The following is a 17,965-nucleotide window of genomic DNA, read 5'->3' on the forward strand; positions in this document are numbered from 1 at the left end:
GGCATATTTTACGTAGCAAGTTTAAATTAAATAGCAAAAAAAAGACCAAGCGCCGTTAAGCAAACTTAGTCTTTTTTTGTATGTATGATAAGCCAAATGCTACTCTTTATCCTGCAGCTCAGACAGCGGGTGGGTGGTAGTATTATTATGCGTGACCACAATCGCCTCATCAATGATACGTTGGCTGACCCCACGCTTACGTAGGCTTTCAATAAACACTTCATCATGCGCCAAGGTATAATCTTGATGGTCGCGATCCAATCCTTGACGGATATAAAGACGAATCAGACCTTGGATACGTTTAAAGCCCAGCTCTGCTGAGGTAGACTCTAATAATCTAATCATCTCTTCAGACAAGCGAATACTGATCGGACGCGTGATTTTTTGCGGATGATCAGAGAATTTATTTTTTATACGAACAGGTATCATAATAAACCATTACTTTTAGTGAGTAGGAATAAAACACTCAGACAAAAACGAACTTGGTCACAGCCACTCCTACCATACAATAAAAATCGCCAAAAGAACACCGTCGCCGTATGAATATTGTGTTGGTGAATAAGGTAAGCTATTAAGGATTAAATAGCGACCATAAAAAAACCTCCATCAAATATTTGATGAAGGTCTTTTAGAATATGGCTCTCCAACCTGGGCTCGAACCAGGGACACACGGATTAACAGTCCGTTGCTCTACCAACTGAGCTATTGGAGAATAAGTTGTGATAACGGTTAATTAAACAAGTTTTACAAAGCCTTTGGTAGGTGCGATTGCTTATCTTGTTTGCGTTATGTGGGGCACATTTTAGCCAAGTAGTTCTGGGCTGTCAACCTTATTAGGCGATAAATAATAAATATAATTATAAATAGGATAAAATTGTGGGTGTTTCTTGTTAAAGCGGCGCCTTTATTGACGGTGACGATGATTGCTGCTGCTAAAATGTGTATAAAAATTAATTTTTCTTAATATTATAACAACTTACTTTATTCCTTAGTTTGATAAGACTATCTATTTGAAACTAAAGAAAAACCTTATATTACTTTAACCCTTAAAATCTCTATTTCACGCACTCATATAAACCTATAAAATAGTTAGCCCAGATTTTTTATCGTTTTGTTTAACTGACTGTTTCTAATTCAATACTTTCTACCAATATAGGTGCCCTACATATGAGTCCAACCATGATTGCTTACGGTTACCTTGCCATCGCTATTGTCTGCGAAGTCATTGGCACTACCTTTTTGGTCAAGTCAGAGCAGTTTACGCGCTTTGTGCCCACGCTCATTATGGCGGTGCTTTATGCGATTTCGTTCTATTTATTAACCCAAACCATAAAAATCATCCCTATTGGTATAGCTTATGCATTATGGGGCGGGCTTGGTATCGTATTGACTTCATTAGTAGGACTGTTCTTTTTTAAGCAAACGCTCGATACCGCAGCGATCATCGGCATTGCGATGATTGTTGGTGGGGTAGTGGTGATGAATTTATTGTCTAATTCGGTGGCACATTAAGTAAACAGGCATTAGTAGTCGTTAAACATTGAAACGTCAAGGACAAACACATTGACCACATTAAAGTATATCGCGCATTACTCTGAGCAAATTCAAAGCCAAGCGGCGACGCTGATTAGCACGGGCAGGCTGGGTGAGTATTTGGATAAAAACTATCCAAACCGTCACCAAGTACAAAGCGATAAAGCGCTATATCAATATATTAATGAGATCAAAAATCAGTATATGCGCAAAAGCAGTCCGCTGTCGCAAGTTTCTTATAACAGTAAGCTTGCGGTGCTCAATCAGGCACTTGGCATTCATACCTACCAATCGCGCGTGCAAGGCAACAAGCTAAAATCACATAATAGCATCACGGTAGCCAGCCTATTTAAAGAAGCGCCGCCTGAGTTTTTGCGAATGATCGTGGTGCATGAGTTGGCACATTTTAAGGAGCAAGAGCATAACAAGGCCTTTTATCAACTTTGCTGTCATATGGAGCCGAACTATCATCAATATGAGCTTGATACTCGTTTATGGTTGCATTGGCGCGAGTGCTAATCTATCGTGATGAAATAAAAGCTAACAATAATGCTAAGTTAATAAAATAGTAACAGGGCTAATGACGATGAATAAAGCCGCTGTTTTAAGAGTAAGGTAGTCTATGAGTCAGTCAGCGCCGCAGTCCATGGCTAAAGGTAAAAAAGCGTGGCTCATTCCTGTGCTGTGTCTCATCGCGGGTGGTGGATTGATCGGTATTTCTACCAATCTAGCCAAATTTGCCGGCGAGGTCGGTCTGACGCCGCTAGCATTTCTGTTTTGGTCTATTACGGGTGCGGCGTTAATTTTATTCAGTTATGCGCTTTTTCGCCATGAACTGCCGCCGTTAAGTAAATCAACCCTGAGCTATTATTTGGTTGCGGCGTTGGTGAGTGTGGCAGGCTCCAATCTCATTTTCTTCTCCGCTATTCCGCATGTCGGCGCCAGTTTTGTCGCCTTGATTATTTCTCTGCCGCCGCTATTGACGTATCTCGCCGCTATCATTCTAAGAATAGAGCGCTTTAACAAGCTGCGCGCGCTTGGCGTGGTCGCGGCACTTGTCGGCGCCGGGGTGCTCGCCGCCCGTAAATTCGCTGCGCCCGATGCCAGTGTGTTTTGGATTGGGCTAGCGCTTTGTGGTCCGGTCTTATTGGCAATTGGTAATATTTATCGCACCTTATATTGGCCTGATAATCTCTCTCCGAGCGCGCTGGCACCGGGTATGCTGATAGCCGCATCCGTGCTACTTGGTTTGTTTAGCATTTTACCTAATTATTCTCTTGCCGTTCCGCTAGCTGAGATGTTGCCGTTAGGGTTGATTGCAGTGCAGGCGTTCGTTTTCGCTGGTCAGTTTTTACTGTTATTTTTACTGCAAAAAACGGGCGGCCCAGTATTACTAAGCTTATTAGGTTCGGTTGGGGCGGTCGTCGGTGTGCCTGTCGCTATCTTTTTGCAGGGAGAAAGTCCGCCAGAAAGGTTGTTTTTGGGTGCATCCTTGATAGCGCTTGGTGTCGTGTTGGTTACCTATGGCGGGGTAAAAATGGCGGCATCAAACCAGCAGACTCGATAAAGGGTGGGCTTGCGGCTAAAAGGGGTAAAAAGTAGATAAACCGTTAAGTTTTTTTAGGATTGAAAGATTAGGTTTAAATGTCCGCCGTCTTTGTCATACGATTGAGCATGGCTGCTAAGCGCGCATTGTTATCGGCAATATATTTATCGCCAAGCGTTATTATCTCAGTAGGTGATTGTACGGTTTTAGGATAGTTAATTAGTCCTTTTTGAATGGCATTGTCGCCATTTGCTACCATCTTAACGATGCTTTCTTTGGTGACTTCAAAATGACACTGCCAAGCCATGACCCAAGTGCCAAGCGCTTTTTGCTGCGGCGTTTGATAAAGAAAGCCTTGATTAGGCCATGCTGCTGATGTCGCTAACGGAATCGCTCCTTGTGGATATTCAAACCCATCGCCATGCCAATGAAAGACCGTAAACGCCTGCTTTGGTAAGTCCTGTAGTAAAGGATGCGCCTGAGCGTCTTTAGTCAACTGAATGGGTAACCAGCCGATTTCTTTTACGCCTGCCGGCTTTACGCTCGCCCCCAAGCAGTGCGCAATAAGCTGCGCCCCTAAACATACACCTATCACTGTCTTTCCGCTATCCATACTTTGTTTAATCAGACGTTTTTCTTCAATTAACCAAGGATGGTTGTCCTCATCGTGGACACTCATCGGCCCGCCCATCACAATTAACCAGTCAAAACTGCCAAGCGCTGGCAAGGTGTCTTTATGATAAGAACGCGTGTAGGTAATAGTGTGTTGATGATTAATTGCCCAATGCTTAATAAAGCTGAGGTCTTCGTAATCTGTGTGAAATAAGGCATGAATGCGTAAGGTCATCTGATGATCTCGATTAAGAAGTTGTATTTTTATAATATTGACAGTCTATAAGGTATTGTCTGTCTTAGATAGTGGAAACTATTTAGAGTACTCTAATTCTCTTAAGTGTTTCATTATAAAGCGTAAAATTAGCTATTCTTATAATAACCTAATATTGTGATAGAAAAGGCTTGCAAAGTTTTAAAAACTTGCTAAAATGCATGTCCTAAATAGGCGTATAGCTCAGTTGGTTAGAGCGCTACCTTGACATGGTAGAGGTCGTTGGTTCGAATCCGATTACGCCTACCAGATTCGAAAGCCCCAATCTTTATGATTGGGGCTTTTTTTATGCCCATTTTATAAGGGTTGTAGCAGAGATCGAAAGTATACATCCGGCAAAAACTCTGTTTGTCTATCCGTAAGTTAAATCCGTTAAAAAGTCCGTGTGCCTAAAATGTGCCCAAGGCGTGCCTAACGTATTTTTGGCTCGTTAAATAATGGAGCTTTTTGACCTCAACCTTAAGTACTCTCAATGTTTGCATTTTACATGCTTCAAAAGCCGGTATTAGCGAAAGCCCAAATCATCACGTGATTTGGGCTTTTTAATGTCTAACACATATGCCAAATCGTATCTAAATCTGCAGTTAACTATACAGCTCGAGCTTATTGCTAACTTTTCTTAGGTTCTAGCGCTTGTACATTCTCCGCATCGGAGCTAGCAACATCAACATATTCAAAGATATCTCCAACCCCAACTTCTAAGAATTCACACAGCTTATCGATAGTATCAAAATCAATTCTTGATGATTGGTCGTTATATATTTTATGTAACGTCGTTTTGCTGATTCCTGTCGCGCGTACGGCATCCGCTACCTTTAGTCTTCTTTCGGCTAACAAAGTCGGTAAATGATTAACTATCACATCAAAACTCCAATCTTAGTTGTAAAAAGTACTTGCATAGTTATAAAAATATGTTAAATTACAACTATAGTGTTCAAAAGTACCATTATAATTAAACTTTATATAAGGAATGTATTATGTCACATACTTACCTGACAACCCAAGAGCTTTCTGAGCGTATCAAATACAATCCTCGCACGATCCGTAATGAGCTTAAGGATAGCGTACTTATTGAAGGCATTCATTACATACGTCCTTTTGGTGGTCGCAAGATTTTATACGTTTGGGAAGAAATTGAAAAAGACATGCGCACTGGTATCACCGGTAGCATCAACGCCATGGCACTGCAATAAGGAGAAATATGATGGCTAGCATTAGAGCACGTAAAGGTAGCAACATGCTATTTGTTGATTTTTATTATATGGGCAAACGCTGTCGGGAGACGACAAACCTGATAGATACTCCGGCAAATCGTAAAAAGCTTGAAAGTATTATTTTGAATATGGAAGCCGAAATTAGGTTAGGTATTTTTAATTATGCTAAATACTTTCCGAAAAGTGATAAGGCTGCAGAAATGGTAGCTTTAAACGATCGTAAGGAATGCATTAATACTAACGTTCCTTCCTTCAAGCAGTTCGCAACACTGTGGTTTTCTGAAAAGGAAATTGAGTGGCGCGATACTTACAAGCGCAAAATACAGGAGATTATTGATATGTATTTGCTTCCTGAGTTTGGTACTAAAGCCATTCATGTCATAAAAAAGACAGATGTATTAGCCTTCCGTTCATCGCTCGCCAAAGTAACGTACGGAAAAGCTAACAAACATCTGTCAGCGGCACGCATCAATTCGATAATGGTACCTTTGGGTATGATACTAAAAGAAGCCGCTAAACGCTATAAGTTTGATAACCCTTATTATGATATCAAGGCACTCAAACAGCCTAAAACTGATATTCAGCCATTTACACTGGAGGAAGTCTGGAAATTCATCAATGGTGTAAGAGCTGACTATCGTAATTATTATCTTGTGCGCTTTTTTACAGGTATGCGTACGAGTGAGATTGATGGGCTGACATGGGATAACGTTGATTTCAATCGTCGTGAGATTGTCATTAAGCAGGCGTTAGTTAAAGGCAAGATTGTCCCTCCTAAAACACAGGAGTCTTATCGAGCCATTCAAATGTCTCCATGGGTCTATGAGGCTCTGAAAGAGCAGCAAGAAATCTCCTATAGGCGTTCGGATTATGTGTTTTGCTCACATACGGGTGAGCCATTGGATTATAACAATGTGAATAAGCGTATTTGGCATCCCACACTTAAAGTTTTACGGTTGAAGAAGCGCAACGCCTATCAAACACGCCATACTGCAGCGACTTTATGGTTAGCGGCAGGTGAGAGTCCTGAGTGGATAGCCAGTCAAATGGGCCATTCGACAACTAAGATGTTATTTAATACTTATAGTCGCTATGTGCCAAATATGACACGACAGGATGGCAGCGCTTTTGAGGCGCTCGTAAATCGAAGCCAGATTACTCAAGCATCTACTGACAAGGAGACGTCAAAATGAAAATTATTGATTATGACAAGCTATTTGCCGAGTTTAAGCCTAATGGCTATGTCAGTGAGGATGCCCATACTATCGCTAATATGTTGATTTATGATTTGTGTATTCAACCTGGTTATAATCTAGCACGCTTTTTAGAAATCAAGCCTTGCTTTGATAACCATATGGCAATACGTATATGGGTACAGAAGCGCTTGGATGCGAGTCTTGGATATTTGGTTGATGATATGTATGTTCAACTACAAAGCGAGATTTACGAGCTACTACCGCCGTCTGGTTATGGCTACTAACGAGGAGAATATCATGAGTGTTAACTTTGTGTTCGACTCAAGCCTAGATGATGTAGCAAAGCGTTTGTGCTATCAGTATTGGTCATACGTATCACCCAATGACTATATCGCTCATCTAAAGATACTTTGCTACGATTACAATATAAGGTCTGATGAGTTGTTTGCTACGCTTGCAAAATGCCAGGTTTATTTGGGTGATATACATTGCGAGTATTGCGGTCGTCCTTATCAACTCGATGTGCCAGCAGATATCCCCCATGCAAGACAACATAAATCTTGGTTTTGTGATGGATGCATCAGTTTTTCTGGGGGACAGCTTACGGTTAGTAGGTAGGTATTTGATAATACTTGATAACCAGATGGCCTAGGCTGTCTGGTTTTTTATTGTTTGTTATTTTTTTCTATGTCAAAAGCTTAGCGTTTAATCAGTCTTTTTGCGAGACTTCTAAGTCACCTATGCGGTGATGAAGTGGGAATGTCTGTTACTGGCGGCGAGGACAAATTTCTAAGTCACCTATGCGGTGATGAAGTATTAGTAAGTGACTTAACTATATCAATACAATTTCTAAGTCACCTATGCGGTGATGAAGCTGTTTGCATAGCTCGCTTTCTTGTTCAGCATTTTCTAAGTCACCTATGCGGTGATGAAGTATCATTAGCATAGGGTTGTAAGTCTGCTAATTTTCTAAGTCACCTATGCGGTGATGAAGAACAAGACTTTGATTATATAAACGACATTGATTTTCTAAGTCACCTATGCGGTGATGAAATAAAACTTATTTGGAGAAAGGGTATGAAACTATTGATTGCAAATATGAACTGTGGCGGTTGTGCCCGTGGTGTGACAGCAGCTATTCAGAATATCGACTCAAAGGCCAAGGTTAAGATTGATTTAGCAGCCAAAGTGGTCAGTATCGAAACCATCGCCAGTATTGAGCAGATGACAGCTGCTTTAGCAAAAGGCGGTTTCCCTGCACAAGCGCAATGAATCAGCCTTATAAACGCGCAGCCTATCTGTTTGACAGAAAGGACGATGGGCTGAATCACATCTGAAAATATTGACCAGTTGAAAAAAATCTGACATGGGCAACTGCATCTTAGTGATGCGTTTGCCCCGCGCCTTTGGTTATAGGTCTATTTTTAATGATAAAAAGTGGACAGTGTTATCAAAATGAATACTTTATCTATGACACGAGTTATCGGCAAGCGCATGCAATATTCCGCAGGATTCAGCTAGCGCTTCACTTGCGCATTTTTGCCGCAACGCTAGTAGATGTTGCTTTAATTGTATCAGCTCTTCCATACGTGTCTCTACCGCATCGATATGCTCATCCAATAGCACATTGACCTCACCGCAGTTTTCATCAGGTTTATCTCTATATTGAAGCAGGGTTCGTACTTCATCCAAAGTCATATCGAGCGTACGGCAGTGCAGGATAAATTGTAGACGCTCAAAATGCGCTTCATTATACAAACGATAGTTGCCTTGGCTACGCGCAGGTTTTGGTAATAACCTCTCTTTCTCATAATAGCGAATGGTTTCGACCGTCGCACCGGTGCGCGTGGCAAGCTCACCAATTTTGATTAGCATGTGTATCTCCTTAAATAGTATTTTCTATTATCTAAACAATAAAGTAACTATAAGGTTTGCTGATAAAAAATCAAACCTCTTTATCGTTAAAAGTCTTGACCCTAAAGTTACTATAGGGTTCATACTGCCTTTAACAAGAGGAGAAGTGATTATGCAATATCATATTGAAGGTATGGACTGTGCCAGTTGTGTTGGTAAAATCGAGCGGGCGTTAATGCGAATACCTGGTGTCTCTGAGGTTCAGTTAAACTTTGCGACTCAAAAGCTAGAGCTAACCTTGGCGCCTGATACGAATACTGGCGTTAAAGATATCGAGAAAACCATTAAAAGCCTAGGGTTTGGTGTGTCAGCGTTAACGGGTCAACAAAATGAGAGGGGCAATGATGGTAATCAATCAGCGGTGGACAATCAGCGCTGGTGGCAAACCATAAAAGGCAAACAGGTCATTGGTACGGGGCTTTTGATGGGTGCCGCATATGTATTGTCTTTAATTTTCCCTGAATATGGCGCATGGGCTTTTATTGCCGCTGTGGCTATCGGTGTCCTACCATTTGCTCGCAAAGCTTCTGCACTGGCGTTAGCAGGATCGCCTTTTTCAATTGAAATGCTCATGTCTGTTGCGGCTATTGGCGCGCTTATCATAGGTGAAGCTGAAGAAGCGGCTGCCGTGGTCTTTTTATTCTCGGTTGGGGAGCTATTAGAGAGTGTCGCAGCTAATCGTGCGCGCGCAGGAATCAGAGCATTATCGTCGCTTGTGCCAAAGACAGCTATTTTACTGGACGCGCAAGGACAACAACGTCAGGTGGCAGCGACTTCACTACAAGTGAATGATAAGGTGCTTGTGCGTCCTGGTGATAGAGTCTCTGCTGATGGCGTGATTGTTCAAGGTACGTCTAGCCTTGATGAGTCACCTGTGACGGGAGAATCTGTTCCTGTTGCCAAAACCATAGGCGATGAGGTCTTTGCTGGATCTATCAACGTTGATGGGGTACTACAAATACGCGTAGAAAAAACAGCGGCAGATAATACAATTGCTCGTATTATTGAGCTTGTGGAGCGGGCACAAGCGTCCAAAGCACCGACTGCACGCTTTATTGAAGCCTTTAGCCGCTACTATACGCCTATCGTTATGGCGATTGCGGCTTTAGTGATTATTATCCCACCTCTACTGATGGGAGCAGAATGGGGAGTATGGCTATACCGTGGTTTAGCGCTATTACTGATCGCCTGTCCTTGTGCTCTTGTGCTGTCAACACCTGCCGCTATTGCCTCAGGTTTGGCTGTCGGCACGCGCCATGGACTGCTTATCAAAGGAGGTAATGTCATGGAGTTGGTGGGTCAGGTCAACACTGTCGCTTTTGATAAAACGGGTACTTTGACCGAGGGCAAACCTCGAGTAACCGATATCATTGATTTTAAAACAGTACATGGCGATGCTGAGGGTCGCGATAAACTACTGTCACTGTTTGCAAGTGTCGATGCTACCTCCAGTCATCCGCTTGCTATCGCTATTGTGGATCATGCCAAAGCCGCTAAGGTAGTCATACCTGGATCCTCCAACGCCTTTGCGACCGCAGGTAAAGCGGTTCATGCAACGGTTGCTGGACGCTCTTTGGCCATCGGCTCACCAGTCTACGTCGCTGAGAAAGTGATGTTGCCAGCTGAGCAGCAGATTCAAATTGAGATGCTACAAAATGATGGTAAAACGGTTTCTATTTTGTTTGATGAGCAAACGAGGGAGGCGCTCGGTTTGGTCGCTCTACGTGATGAGTTACGAGAGGATGCAAAGCAGGCCATTGCCCAGCTTAACAAGATGAACGTGCGCTCCGTCATGCTCACAGGTGACAACAGTCGTACGGCAAAAGCGCTTGCCAGTCAGTTAGATATAGAGTGGAAAGCTGAGCTGTTACCTGAAGACAAGCTACGTCTACTCAGTGAGATGCAAAGCAATAGTAAAATAGCGATGATTGGTGATGGTATCAATGATGCACCCGCTTTGGCAGCGGCAGACATTGGCATTGCGATGGGCAGTGGCACGGATGTGGCTATCGAAACGGCTGATATTGCCCTATTAAAAAGCCGCGTGATAGACGTTGCTAACCTTATTGCCTTATCCCGCGCCACCATGAGAAATATCCATCAAAATGTCATATTTGCACTTGGGTTAAAGGGCATATTTCTGATAACCACTGTGCTCGGCGTGACAGGGCTTTGGATTGCTGTGCTAGCGGATACTGGTGCTACAGTACTGGTGACGCTGAATGCATTGCGTTTACTGCGTTTTAAAACAAGATCTTCCGATTAATTATCATTAAAGGATAAGGCGGTCGCAACTACATTGGGACCGTTTTATTAAACCTATCTCCTGCCTACAAGCAGTCAATGCACCTACCTTTAATCCAGAAATCGCCTAAACCTATCACTCTTCATCCAGAGTAAATCTGCGCCGATATTCGCTAGGGGTCAAACCAACAATGCGCTTAAATATTTTACGAAATGCACTAACATCACTATAACCCACCTTCCACGCTATTTGCTCAACAGGCATTAAAGAGAACTGTAGAAAGTCTTTTGCACTACCAATGCGTAATCGCTGACAGTATTCTGTTGATGTCATGCCCGTCGCCTTATGGAAACGGCGCAGAAAAGTGCGCTCCTCTAACTGCGCACAACTGGCTAGGGTGGATAAATCAATAACCCGTGCTTCTGTTTTTTGTAGCCAATGCTGCACCTTTAGTATGGCGGCATCACCATGAGTGAGGTTGGGAGAAAACGCACTGTAATAGCATTGTTCACGCCTTGAGGGGTCAATTAACAATGCACGAGCGGCCTCATTCATGACCTGTGAGCCAAGAAAGCGGTCAACCATCCTAAGCCCCAAGTCCGTCCAAGCCATCGCGCCACCAGCGGTCACAATATCACCGTCTTCGATAATAATGCGATCGACATCCAGATCGACATCAGGGAAGCGCTGTTCAAACTCTTCTACATAACCCCAATGCGTCGTTGCTTTGCGTTTGGATAGGAGTCCCGTCTCGCCCAGTAAAAAAGCACCGGCGCAGACGGATGACAGTATCACCCCTGTCGAATGCTGCTTTCGAAGCCATTCCAGCCATGGTGCCGCTGCTTGCTTTGCAATTGGCGTCTCTAACGTGGGTGGAATGATGATAGCTGCTAACCTTCCTGAGCCATCAGGATTGCTCGAAAAATTGCAGGTAGGACGCAGATTAGAACCCTTAATTTCCCAGTGACTGACCTGTAAAGGCAGATCCGTTGTATCTTGATGTTTGGCAGCGATTTTACTGGCCACCATCAGTAAGTCAGTCAGCCCAAGGATGGCCGCCATTTGTGCTTTCTCATAGACAATCAAGCCTATTTCAATAGCATGTTTTTGATTCATATGTCGTTATTAACCTCTTATGTGTCGATGTAGCCACTCGTTAGTGTAGCACAGAGCTTGTAAAATAGACGCCTATACAGTCACTTTGATAAAAAAAGGAATCATCATGAGCACAAAAGCACTGATCGTTGTCGATATTCAAAATGAGTATTTTCCGCAAGGTAAATTATCACTCGTTGGTATTAATGAAGCCGCTGATAATGCAGCTTTGGTGATTGAGTCTGCTAGAGAAAAAGGCCATACCGTCATTCATGTTCGTCATGAAATGCCTTCTGCTGACGCACCAATCTTTACGCCTGGTACTGATGGTGTAGAAATCAATGAGAAAGTAAAGCCTATAGAAGGTGAAGCCGTTGTTGTGAAGCATTACCCCAATTCGTTTCGTGAGACCTCTCTTAAAGATCTGCTTGATAAAGAAGACATCAAAGACGTTACCGTGATTGGCGCCATGAGCCACATGTGTATTGATGCAACCGTTCGTGCTGCGGTTGACTTTGGCTATACAACGACCACCATCCATGATGCCTGTGCCACGCTTGATCTTGAATTTAATGGCACGACCGTACCCGCAGCTCATGCTCATGCCACCATTATGGCAGCGATTGAGTTTCTATATGGCGAAGTGATTGACACCCAAACTTGGATTGCGCGTTAGTCATAAGTTTTTAAGCAAACCATTATTAACTCATAATATAGACTCATCAATAAGGCATCAAATTATGAATATAGCGAAATCGCTCACCAGTACCACGCTGTTAAGTGGCGTGATGTTGTTAACCGCATGTACCACCTTTGCCACTCCAGCGGCTAATCCTAACGCTGACAAACAGACGGCGACTAATACGGTGGAATTTCAGCAAATCCGTAATGCCACGATCAAGCTCGATTATGACGGTACCACGTTTTTAGTCGATCCGATGCTCGCGGCTAAAAACGCTTATCCAGGGTTTGCAGATACGTTAAATAGCCAAATACGCTATCCAATGGTAGATTTGCCGGTATCTGTTGCAGAGGTACTAAAGGCTGACGCCATTATTTTAACCCATCTACATGCGGATCATTGGGACGATGCTGCACGCAACCTGGTCCCTCGTAATATGCCAATTTTTACCCAAAATGAAGCCGATGCGGCAATCGTGCGTAAAGATGGCTTTACCGATGTCAGAGTGTTGACAGAGCAAGGGGTGGTGTTTAAAGGCACTAGAATCAATAAAACCATCGGACAGCATGGCACTGATGAGATGTACAAAGTTCCAGCGCTTGCTCAGGCACTTGGTAAAACGATGGGTATTGTGTTCCAAAAGCCAAACTACAAGACCGTCTATGTAGTAGGGGATACCATTTGGAATAAAGACGTAGAGAATGCGCTGACTCGCTACAAGCCTGATGCGGTCATCCTTAATACAGGCTATGCAAAGCTGTCTACCTTTGTCGATGACTCTATTATTATGGGTAAAGACGATGTATACCGTGCGTATCAATTCTCACCTAATGCTCAGATAGTTAATGTGCACATGGATACGGTCAATCATGGCGCACTGTCGAAGGCAGAGCTGCGCCGTTTTATCGAAGAAAAACACTTAGACAAACAGCGTGCGCTTGTTCCTAATGATGGTCAAACCTATAAATTCTAGTTCTTTAGAAGTCAATTTTTAGAAGCTTCCCTGTGTGGCAATGCTCAAAGTGTGTTGCCACATATAATAAACACTGCATAACTGAGACAGTTTATGAATATGCCAGGTAATGAGGATGCGACCTCCAAAAAAAGCCTATCACTAGCAACTGAGCAGCTAACAGCAGCAGGCTTTACAGTAGACGCACATCATGTGTCTGCCTCCGATGCTGTTGATGGATTATTGGCTTTTCAAAAGCAAAATGCGGTCGATATTATTGTCATTGGCGCTTACGGACATTCTAAATTCCAACAGTTATTTGTTGGCAGTACTACGACAAAAATCATTGCTAAGACGCTATCACCAGTAATTTTGGTTCGCTAACTTCTTAGTGTAGCCAATTCATTAGAAAACGAATACAGTAGGGCTAGGATAAAAACTTTACCACTGCTGCATATACCAGCGCAGCAAGTGGCAAGAGTTTTATCCCAGCTCTATATCATCATAAGTGTGTTTTGATTTTAAATAGACAACAGATTCATTGATAAAAATATAATTAGTATACCGCCGCTTTGTACGTATTAGGCAGTTTTAGTGATAGTAACGCGGCGATTGCCACAAACGCACTCGATATCCAAAGACACGCCTCTAAACCAAATTCTTGGTAGACCCAACCTGACAGCACCGTACCAATCAATCTGCCCATCGCGTTTGCCATATAGTAAAACCCCACATCCAATGACACGCCATCACTATCAGCATAGCTGACGATCAGATAGCTGTGTAACGAGGAATTGACGGCGAAAACCACGCCAAATATCAGCAAGCCAAGAATAACCGATGCTTGAATATAAAAATCAAAGTATAAGGCCAGCGCGATGGCAGCAGGAATAAACGTCAGATAGCTTGCCCACAAAAAGGCTGCGCGACCCGTTGGTAACACGCCTTTTTTCTTACCTGTAAAGTAAGGTGCAACCGACTGGACGATGCCATAACCGATGACCCAGCTGGCCATAAAACTGCCGACCCACCAGTGACTCCAGTCAAAAGTCGCTGCCAAAAACACCGGGAGGGCCACCACAAACCATACGTCTCTTGCCCCAAACAAAAACAGCCGAGCCGCAGAGAGGATATTGATAGCAGGACTTTTAGAAAAAATGTCTTTAAATTTGGGTTTGTTGGTGGCTTTGCCGATGTCTTCTTTTAAGACTATTAAACTAAACACCCAGACGATGGCCAAAAGTGATGCCATCAGTATCATAGCGCCTTTGAATCCAATCAAGGTCAGTAGCAAACCACCGATAAAAAAGCCAACACCTTTTAGTGCGTTTTTAGATCCTGTGAGGATCGCTACCCATTGATACAGCTTACTCTCAGCATTTTTGGGCACCAGCAGTTTGATTGCGCTTTTGGCACTCATTTTATTCAAGTCTTTGGCGATACCTGATAAGGCTTGGGCGATCATCACATAAACCACGGTGAGCATATCAGCAGGTACAGCGAGCATGGCAAGGGCGACAATTTGTATGGCCAATCCAATATTCATGGTTTTGTTGAGCCCAAGACTGGTGCCAAGCCAACCACCAACCAGATTGGTGATAACCCCAAAAATCTCATAAAACAAAAATAGCATCGCAATGCTTAGTGGACTATAGCCTAACTGATAAAAATGCAGCACAACGAGCATTCGCAATGCGCCATCCGTTAAGGTAAATGCCCAATAGTTGCCAGTGATGACTAAGTATTGCTTCACTTGCGACGATAAATCCGTAACGGATAGCAGTCCCATGATTAACCCTTATCTGCTAGACCAACCATTTGGACCAATTCAGCCGTTCTATTGGCGTAACCCCACTCATTGTCGTACCAAACGTAGAGCTTTACTTGGGTATCGTTGACGACCATCGTCGATAGCGCATCAACGATACTTGAACGTGGATCGGTTTTATAATCAATCGATACCAGTGGACGTGTCTCAAAGCCCAATATGTCTTTTAGCTCAGTTTCAGATGCTTGTTTAAGTAGTTCATTGACTTCCTCAACCGTGGTGCCACGCGCCATTTCAAACACACAGTCGGTCAGCGAAGCATTAGCCAAAGGCACACGAATGGCATGACCGTTTAGCTTACCTTTTAATTCAGGGAAGATATGCGTAATGGCAGTCGCAGAGCCTGTCGTGGTTGGGATAAGGCTCATACCGCAAGCACGTGCCCGGCGTAAGTCTTTATGCGGTGCATCTAGTATCGTTTGGGTATTGGTAATGTCATGAATGGTGGTCATCGAGCCATGCTTGATGCCTATTTTCTCGTGCATCACTTTAACCACAGGCGCTAGGCAGTTGGTGGTACAAGAGGCAGCAGTCACAATGGGATAGATGTCTTTATCATATAAATGCTCGTTCACGCCCATGACGATGTTTAACACGCCTTCTTCTTTGACAGGGGCTGTGACGACGACGCGTTTGACCCCTTGGTCTAAATACGCTTGTAGTAAAGCCTTGGTTTTTATCTTTCCTGAGGCTTCGATGACCACATCGCATAGTGACCAGTCGGTGTCTTCGGTCGCTTTGTTTTGCGTACAAGGAATGGCTTTGCCATTGATAATCATGGACGTGCCTTCGTGGGTAGCGTCGTGATGCCAGCGACCATGCACAGAATCAAACGTCATCAAATGCGCAAGGGTCTTAGCGTCGCCCGCCGGATCATTGATGTGGACGATCTCAATGTCATCCCAGTCAAATGCCGCGCGCATGGTCAAGCGTCCCATACGTCCAAAACCATTGATACCTACTTTGATTGTCATAAAATTGTCCTTTATCTTGTCCAAGTGTTATCAGAAAAAAATATTAAAAATGCTTAGGTTTTTTTAAACCAATGTTGTGTGCGGTTGATAATATAAACTAGCGATAACATCACAGGCACTTCAACCAACACGCCGACGACAGTCGCCAGTGCAGCGCCTGAATGTAATCCAAAAAGCGAGATAGCCACCGCAACAGCCAGCTCAAAAAAGTTAGACGTGCCTATCAAACAAGCAGGACCTGCGATGTTATGCGGAAGTTTTAACCACATGGCAGCGATGTAGGCAATCACAAAAATGCCATAAGTTTGAATGATGAGAGGAATGGCAATCAGCCCAATAATTTGAGGTTTACTGACGATGGTTTCAGCTTGAAAGCCGAAGAGCAGAACCACAGTGGCGAGTAAACCTACCATTGACCAAGGTTTAAGCACTGACAATAGATTATCCAGTGCCGCTTTATCACGGCGCTTATTGAGCATATTGCGGGTCAGTACACCAGCAATCAAAGGAAGCAGAACATAAAGCACCACAGAGATGATTAACGTCTCCCATGGCACCTGAATATCGCTAACGCCTAACAAAAAAGCGGTAATAGGCGCAAAGGCAAATATCATGATGACGTCATTAACGGACACTTGTATCAAGGTGTAATTGGGATCACCTTTGGTCAGCTGTGACCAGACAAAGACCATGGCCGTACAAGGCGCCACGCCTAATAAAATCATTCCCGCAATATACTCTTGAGCCGATGCTGGATCCACCAAATTGGCAAAGAAAATATTAAAAAATAACCAGCCTAGACCGGCCATAGTAAAAGGCTTAATAAACCAGTTAATAACGATTGTTAAAAACAATCCTTTTGGATTTTTACCCACATCTTTAATGGCAGAAAAGTCTATCTGTACCATCATGGGATAAATCATGACCCAAATGAATACCGCGATAACAAGATTGACATGAGCGATCTCAAGGTTTGCAACTAACTGAAATAAATCAGGTTGCCATAAACCCATCACCACGCCAAGAATAATACTTAAACCCACCCAGACCGATAGATAGCGCTCAAAAATGCCCATTACGATTCTCTTAATGTTTGATAGTTATTTATTAATTATTTACAAAAACCGGCTCTGTCAGGTCTGTTTTGCATGACATTTAACCGCTCTATCTCACGCTCAATTAAGTGAGTGTTGTTTTCTGTGGTTTTTGCAACCACAATCTTTGCCCATACAGGTAACTCAGGATTGATACGATAAAATACCCACTGACCGTGTTTTCGATCAGTGATGACGTTTGCCTTTTTTAACACAGCAAGATTGCGTGAGATTTTGGGCTGACTGTCCTCTTCCAAGGCTTCCATCAATTCGCACACACACAGCTCACCATGATATTCGATCAGCATCAACGCTTTGAGTCGAACGTCATCCGTCAAGCTTTTGTAAAAGGTAATGGGATCAAAGTCAGATGATGCCGTGTCTTCTGTATTGACGGCAGTCTTTGTGAGGTTATGTTTTTCTACAGACAGAAACATCGTTAAGCGACTGTTTAATTCACTCAAGGTAGTGGTAAAGGGATGACTGCCAGCACGTGTTTTTGGGTCAGGGATATCCCACGCCAGTTGCTTGGCCGTATTGGGGTAGCTTCGGCATTCGGTACTGGCCTTTTCGCATAAAGTAATGACGTAGTCAAAAAACTGGCTTTCAAACTCGTCAACGTGCTTGGATCTTAAGCCACTGGCGTCGAAGTCGAACCTTTCTAAGGCTTGAATGGTTCGTTCATCTACTTCGCCTTTTTCTATACCTGCGCTATAGACATCATAGAAATGAACCGCCCCGAGATTGTCGGAGACTCAACTTTCTGAGAGAATACGACAATGAAAACACGAAACTATACCCCTGAA

20 protein-coding genes, 2 tRNA genes, 1 pseudogene and 1 CRISPR repeat array are annotated in these 17,965 nt (G+C 43.4%); of the genes and pseudogenes, 12 read left to right on the forward strand and 11 right to left on the reverse strand.

Annotated features, from left to right (window positions below):
• Positions 1-99: 99 nt before the first annotated feature.
• Together FOR85_RS05420 and FOR85_RS05425 are read right to left on the reverse strand one after the other, a co-directional pair.
• Positions 100-429: a CopG family transcriptional regulator gene (locus FOR85_RS05420; RefSeq protein ID WP_068408103.1), complete on the reverse strand. Its 330-nt coding sequence runs from the start codon at positions 427-429 to the stop codon at positions 100-102.
• A 207-nt stretch (positions 430-636) separates the two neighbouring features.
• Positions 637-712 (reverse strand) — tRNA-Asn (locus FOR85_RS05425).
• A 455-nt stretch (positions 713-1,167) separates the two neighbouring features.
• Between FOR85_RS05425 and FOR85_RS05430 the strand changes: the two genes are divergently transcribed.
• The 3 genes from FOR85_RS05430 (at position 1,168) to FOR85_RS05440 (ending at position 3,100) form a co-directional block, all read left to right on the forward strand.
• Positions 1,168-1,512, forward strand: a complete 345-nt coding sequence (locus FOR85_RS05430) for a multidrug efflux SMR transporter (RefSeq protein ID WP_144297040.1) — start codon at positions 1,168-1,170, stop codon at positions 1,510-1,512.
• Positions 1,513-1,563: 51 nt separating this feature from the next.
• Complete coding sequence (locus FOR85_RS05435; RefSeq protein WP_144297041.1) at positions 1,564-2,052, forward strand: M48 family metallopeptidase; 489 nt, start codon at positions 1,564-1,566, stop codon at positions 2,050-2,052.
• A 103-nt stretch (positions 2,053-2,155) separates the two neighbouring features.
• Entirely contained in the window at positions 2,156-3,100 is a 945-nt protein-coding gene (locus FOR85_RS05440; RefSeq protein WP_144297042.1) for a DMT family transporter, read from the forward strand.
• 73 nt (positions 3,101-3,173) lie between these two features.
• On the opposite strand, the gene FOR85_RS05445 is transcribed toward FOR85_RS05440, so the two are convergent.
• The gene (locus FOR85_RS05445) at positions 3,174-3,926 is read right to left on the reverse strand and encodes a type 1 glutamine amidotransferase (protein ID WP_144297043.1); all 753 of its coding nucleotides are present in this window, start codon (positions 3,924-3,926) and stop codon (positions 3,174-3,176) included.
• A 211-nt stretch (positions 3,927-4,137) separates the two neighbouring features.
• Here FOR85_RS05445 and FOR85_RS05450 point away from each other — a divergent pair.
• A tRNA-Val gene (locus FOR85_RS05450) sits at positions 4,138-4,214 on the forward strand.
• Between the two features lie 360 nt (positions 4,215-4,574).
• Here the strand turns inward: FOR85_RS05450 and FOR85_RS05455 are convergent.
• Positions 4,575-4,826, reverse strand: a complete 252-nt coding sequence (locus tag FOR85_RS05455) for a helix-turn-helix transcriptional regulator (RefSeq protein ID WP_144297044.1) — start codon at positions 4,824-4,826, stop codon at positions 4,575-4,577.
• A 116-nt stretch (positions 4,827-4,942) separates the two neighbouring features.
• On the opposite strand from FOR85_RS05455, the gene FOR85_RS05460 reads away from it, so the two are divergent.
• From FOR85_RS05460 to FOR85_RS05480, 4 genes are all read left to right on the forward strand, one after another.
• A complete protein-coding gene (locus tag FOR85_RS05460; RefSeq protein WP_011959964.1) occupies positions 4,943-5,158 on the forward strand; it encodes a hypothetical protein in 216 nt (71 codons plus the stop codon).
• A gap of 11 nt (positions 5,159-5,169) precedes the next feature.
• On the forward strand, positions 5,170-6,372 hold the full coding sequence (locus FOR85_RS05465) for a site-specific integrase (protein ID WP_144297060.1): 1,203 nt from the start codon (positions 5,170-5,172) through the stop codon (positions 6,370-6,372).
• The gene (locus FOR85_RS05470; protein WP_011959966.1) at positions 6,369-6,659 is read left to right on the forward strand and encodes a hypothetical protein; all 291 of its coding nucleotides are present in this window, start codon (positions 6,369-6,371) and stop codon (positions 6,657-6,659) included. Before FOR85_RS05465 ends, FOR85_RS05470 begins: the two co-directional genes overlap by 4 nt.
• A gap of 442 nt (positions 6,660-7,101) precedes the next feature.
• Positions 7,102-7,429: direct repeats of the CRISPR family, unit length 28 nt; unit sequence TTTCTAAGTCACCTATGCGGTGATGAAG.
• Positions 7,430-7,452: 23 nt separating this feature from the next.
• Positions 7,453-7,647: a heavy-metal-associated domain-containing protein gene (locus FOR85_RS05480; protein WP_025646094.1), complete on the forward strand. Its 195-nt coding sequence runs from the start codon at positions 7,453-7,455 to the stop codon at positions 7,645-7,647.
• 192 nt (positions 7,648-7,839) lie between these two features.
• Here the strand turns inward: FOR85_RS05480 and cadR are convergent, their stop codons facing one another.
• Positions 7,840-8,250: a Cd(II)/Pb(II)-responsive transcriptional regulator gene (cadR, locus tag FOR85_RS05485; RefSeq protein ID WP_068406859.1), complete on the reverse strand. Its 411-nt coding sequence runs from the start codon at positions 8,248-8,250 to the stop codon at positions 7,840-7,842.
• A gap of 151 nt (positions 8,251-8,401) precedes the next feature.
• On the opposite strand from cadR, the gene FOR85_RS05490 reads away from it, so the two are divergent.
• Positions 8,402-10,555, forward strand: a complete 2,154-nt coding sequence (locus FOR85_RS05490; protein WP_068406856.1) for a heavy metal translocating P-type ATPase — start codon at positions 8,402-8,404, stop codon at positions 10,553-10,555.
• A gap of 114 nt (positions 10,556-10,669) precedes the next feature.
• Here the strand turns inward: FOR85_RS05490 and FOR85_RS05495 are convergent, their stop codons facing one another.
• Complete coding sequence (locus tag FOR85_RS05495; RefSeq protein ID WP_144297045.1) at positions 10,670-11,650, reverse strand: GlxA family transcriptional regulator; 981 nt, start codon at positions 11,648-11,650, stop codon at positions 10,670-10,672.
• Positions 11,651-11,756: 106 nt separating this feature from the next.
• Between FOR85_RS05495 and FOR85_RS05500 the strand changes: the two genes are divergently transcribed.
• From FOR85_RS05500 to FOR85_RS05510, 3 genes are all read left to right on the forward strand, one after another.
• Positions 11,757-12,305, forward strand: a complete 549-nt coding sequence (locus FOR85_RS05500; protein WP_144297046.1) for a cysteine hydrolase family protein — start codon at positions 11,757-11,759, stop codon at positions 12,303-12,305.
• Positions 12,306-12,369: 64 nt separating this feature from the next.
• Entirely contained in the window at positions 12,370-13,284 is a 915-nt protein-coding gene (locus tag FOR85_RS05505; RefSeq protein ID WP_144297047.1) for an MBL fold metallo-hydrolase, read from the forward strand.
• Positions 13,285-13,377: 93 nt separating this feature from the next.
• A complete protein-coding gene (locus FOR85_RS05510) occupies positions 13,378-13,647 on the forward strand; it encodes a universal stress protein (RefSeq protein WP_144297048.1) in 270 nt (89 codons plus the stop codon).
• A gap of 172 nt (positions 13,648-13,819) precedes the next feature.
• Here the strand turns inward: FOR85_RS05510 and arsJ are convergent, their stop codons facing one another.
• The 5 genes and pseudogenes from arsJ to FOR85_RS12960 all read right to left on the reverse strand — a co-directional run.
• Entirely contained in the window at positions 13,820-15,052 is a 1,233-nt protein-coding gene (arsJ, locus tag FOR85_RS05515; RefSeq protein WP_144297049.1) for an organoarsenical effux MFS transporter ArsJ, read from the reverse strand.
• A 2-nt stretch (positions 15,053-15,054) separates the two neighbouring features.
• Positions 15,055-16,065, reverse strand: a complete 1,011-nt coding sequence (locus FOR85_RS05520; protein WP_144297050.1) for an ArsJ-associated glyceraldehyde-3-phosphate dehydrogenase — start codon at positions 16,063-16,065, stop codon at positions 15,055-15,057.
• Positions 16,066-16,118: 53 nt separating this feature from the next.
• Complete coding sequence (gene arsB / locus FOR85_RS05525) at positions 16,119-17,141, reverse strand: ACR3 family arsenite efflux transporter (protein ID WP_144297051.1); 1,023 nt, start codon at positions 17,139-17,141, stop codon at positions 16,119-16,121.
• A gap of 35 nt (positions 17,142-17,176) precedes the next feature.
• On the reverse strand, positions 17,177-17,596 hold the full coding sequence (locus tag FOR85_RS12900; RefSeq protein ID WP_263390476.1) for a metalloregulator ArsR/SmtB family transcription factor: 420 nt from the start codon (positions 17,594-17,596) through the stop codon (positions 17,177-17,179).
• A 3-nt stretch (positions 17,597-17,599) separates the two neighbouring features.
• A pseudogene (locus FOR85_RS12960) lies at positions 17,600-17,872 on the reverse strand (hypothetical protein); the annotation flags it as partial.
• Positions 17,873-17,965: the final 93 nt, after the last annotated feature.

The sequence above is a fragment of the Psychrobacter sp. YGAH215 genome (assembly GCF_007280595.1).
Lineage (GTDB): Bacteria > Pseudomonadota > Gammaproteobacteria > Pseudomonadales > Moraxellaceae > Psychrobacter > Psychrobacter faecalis.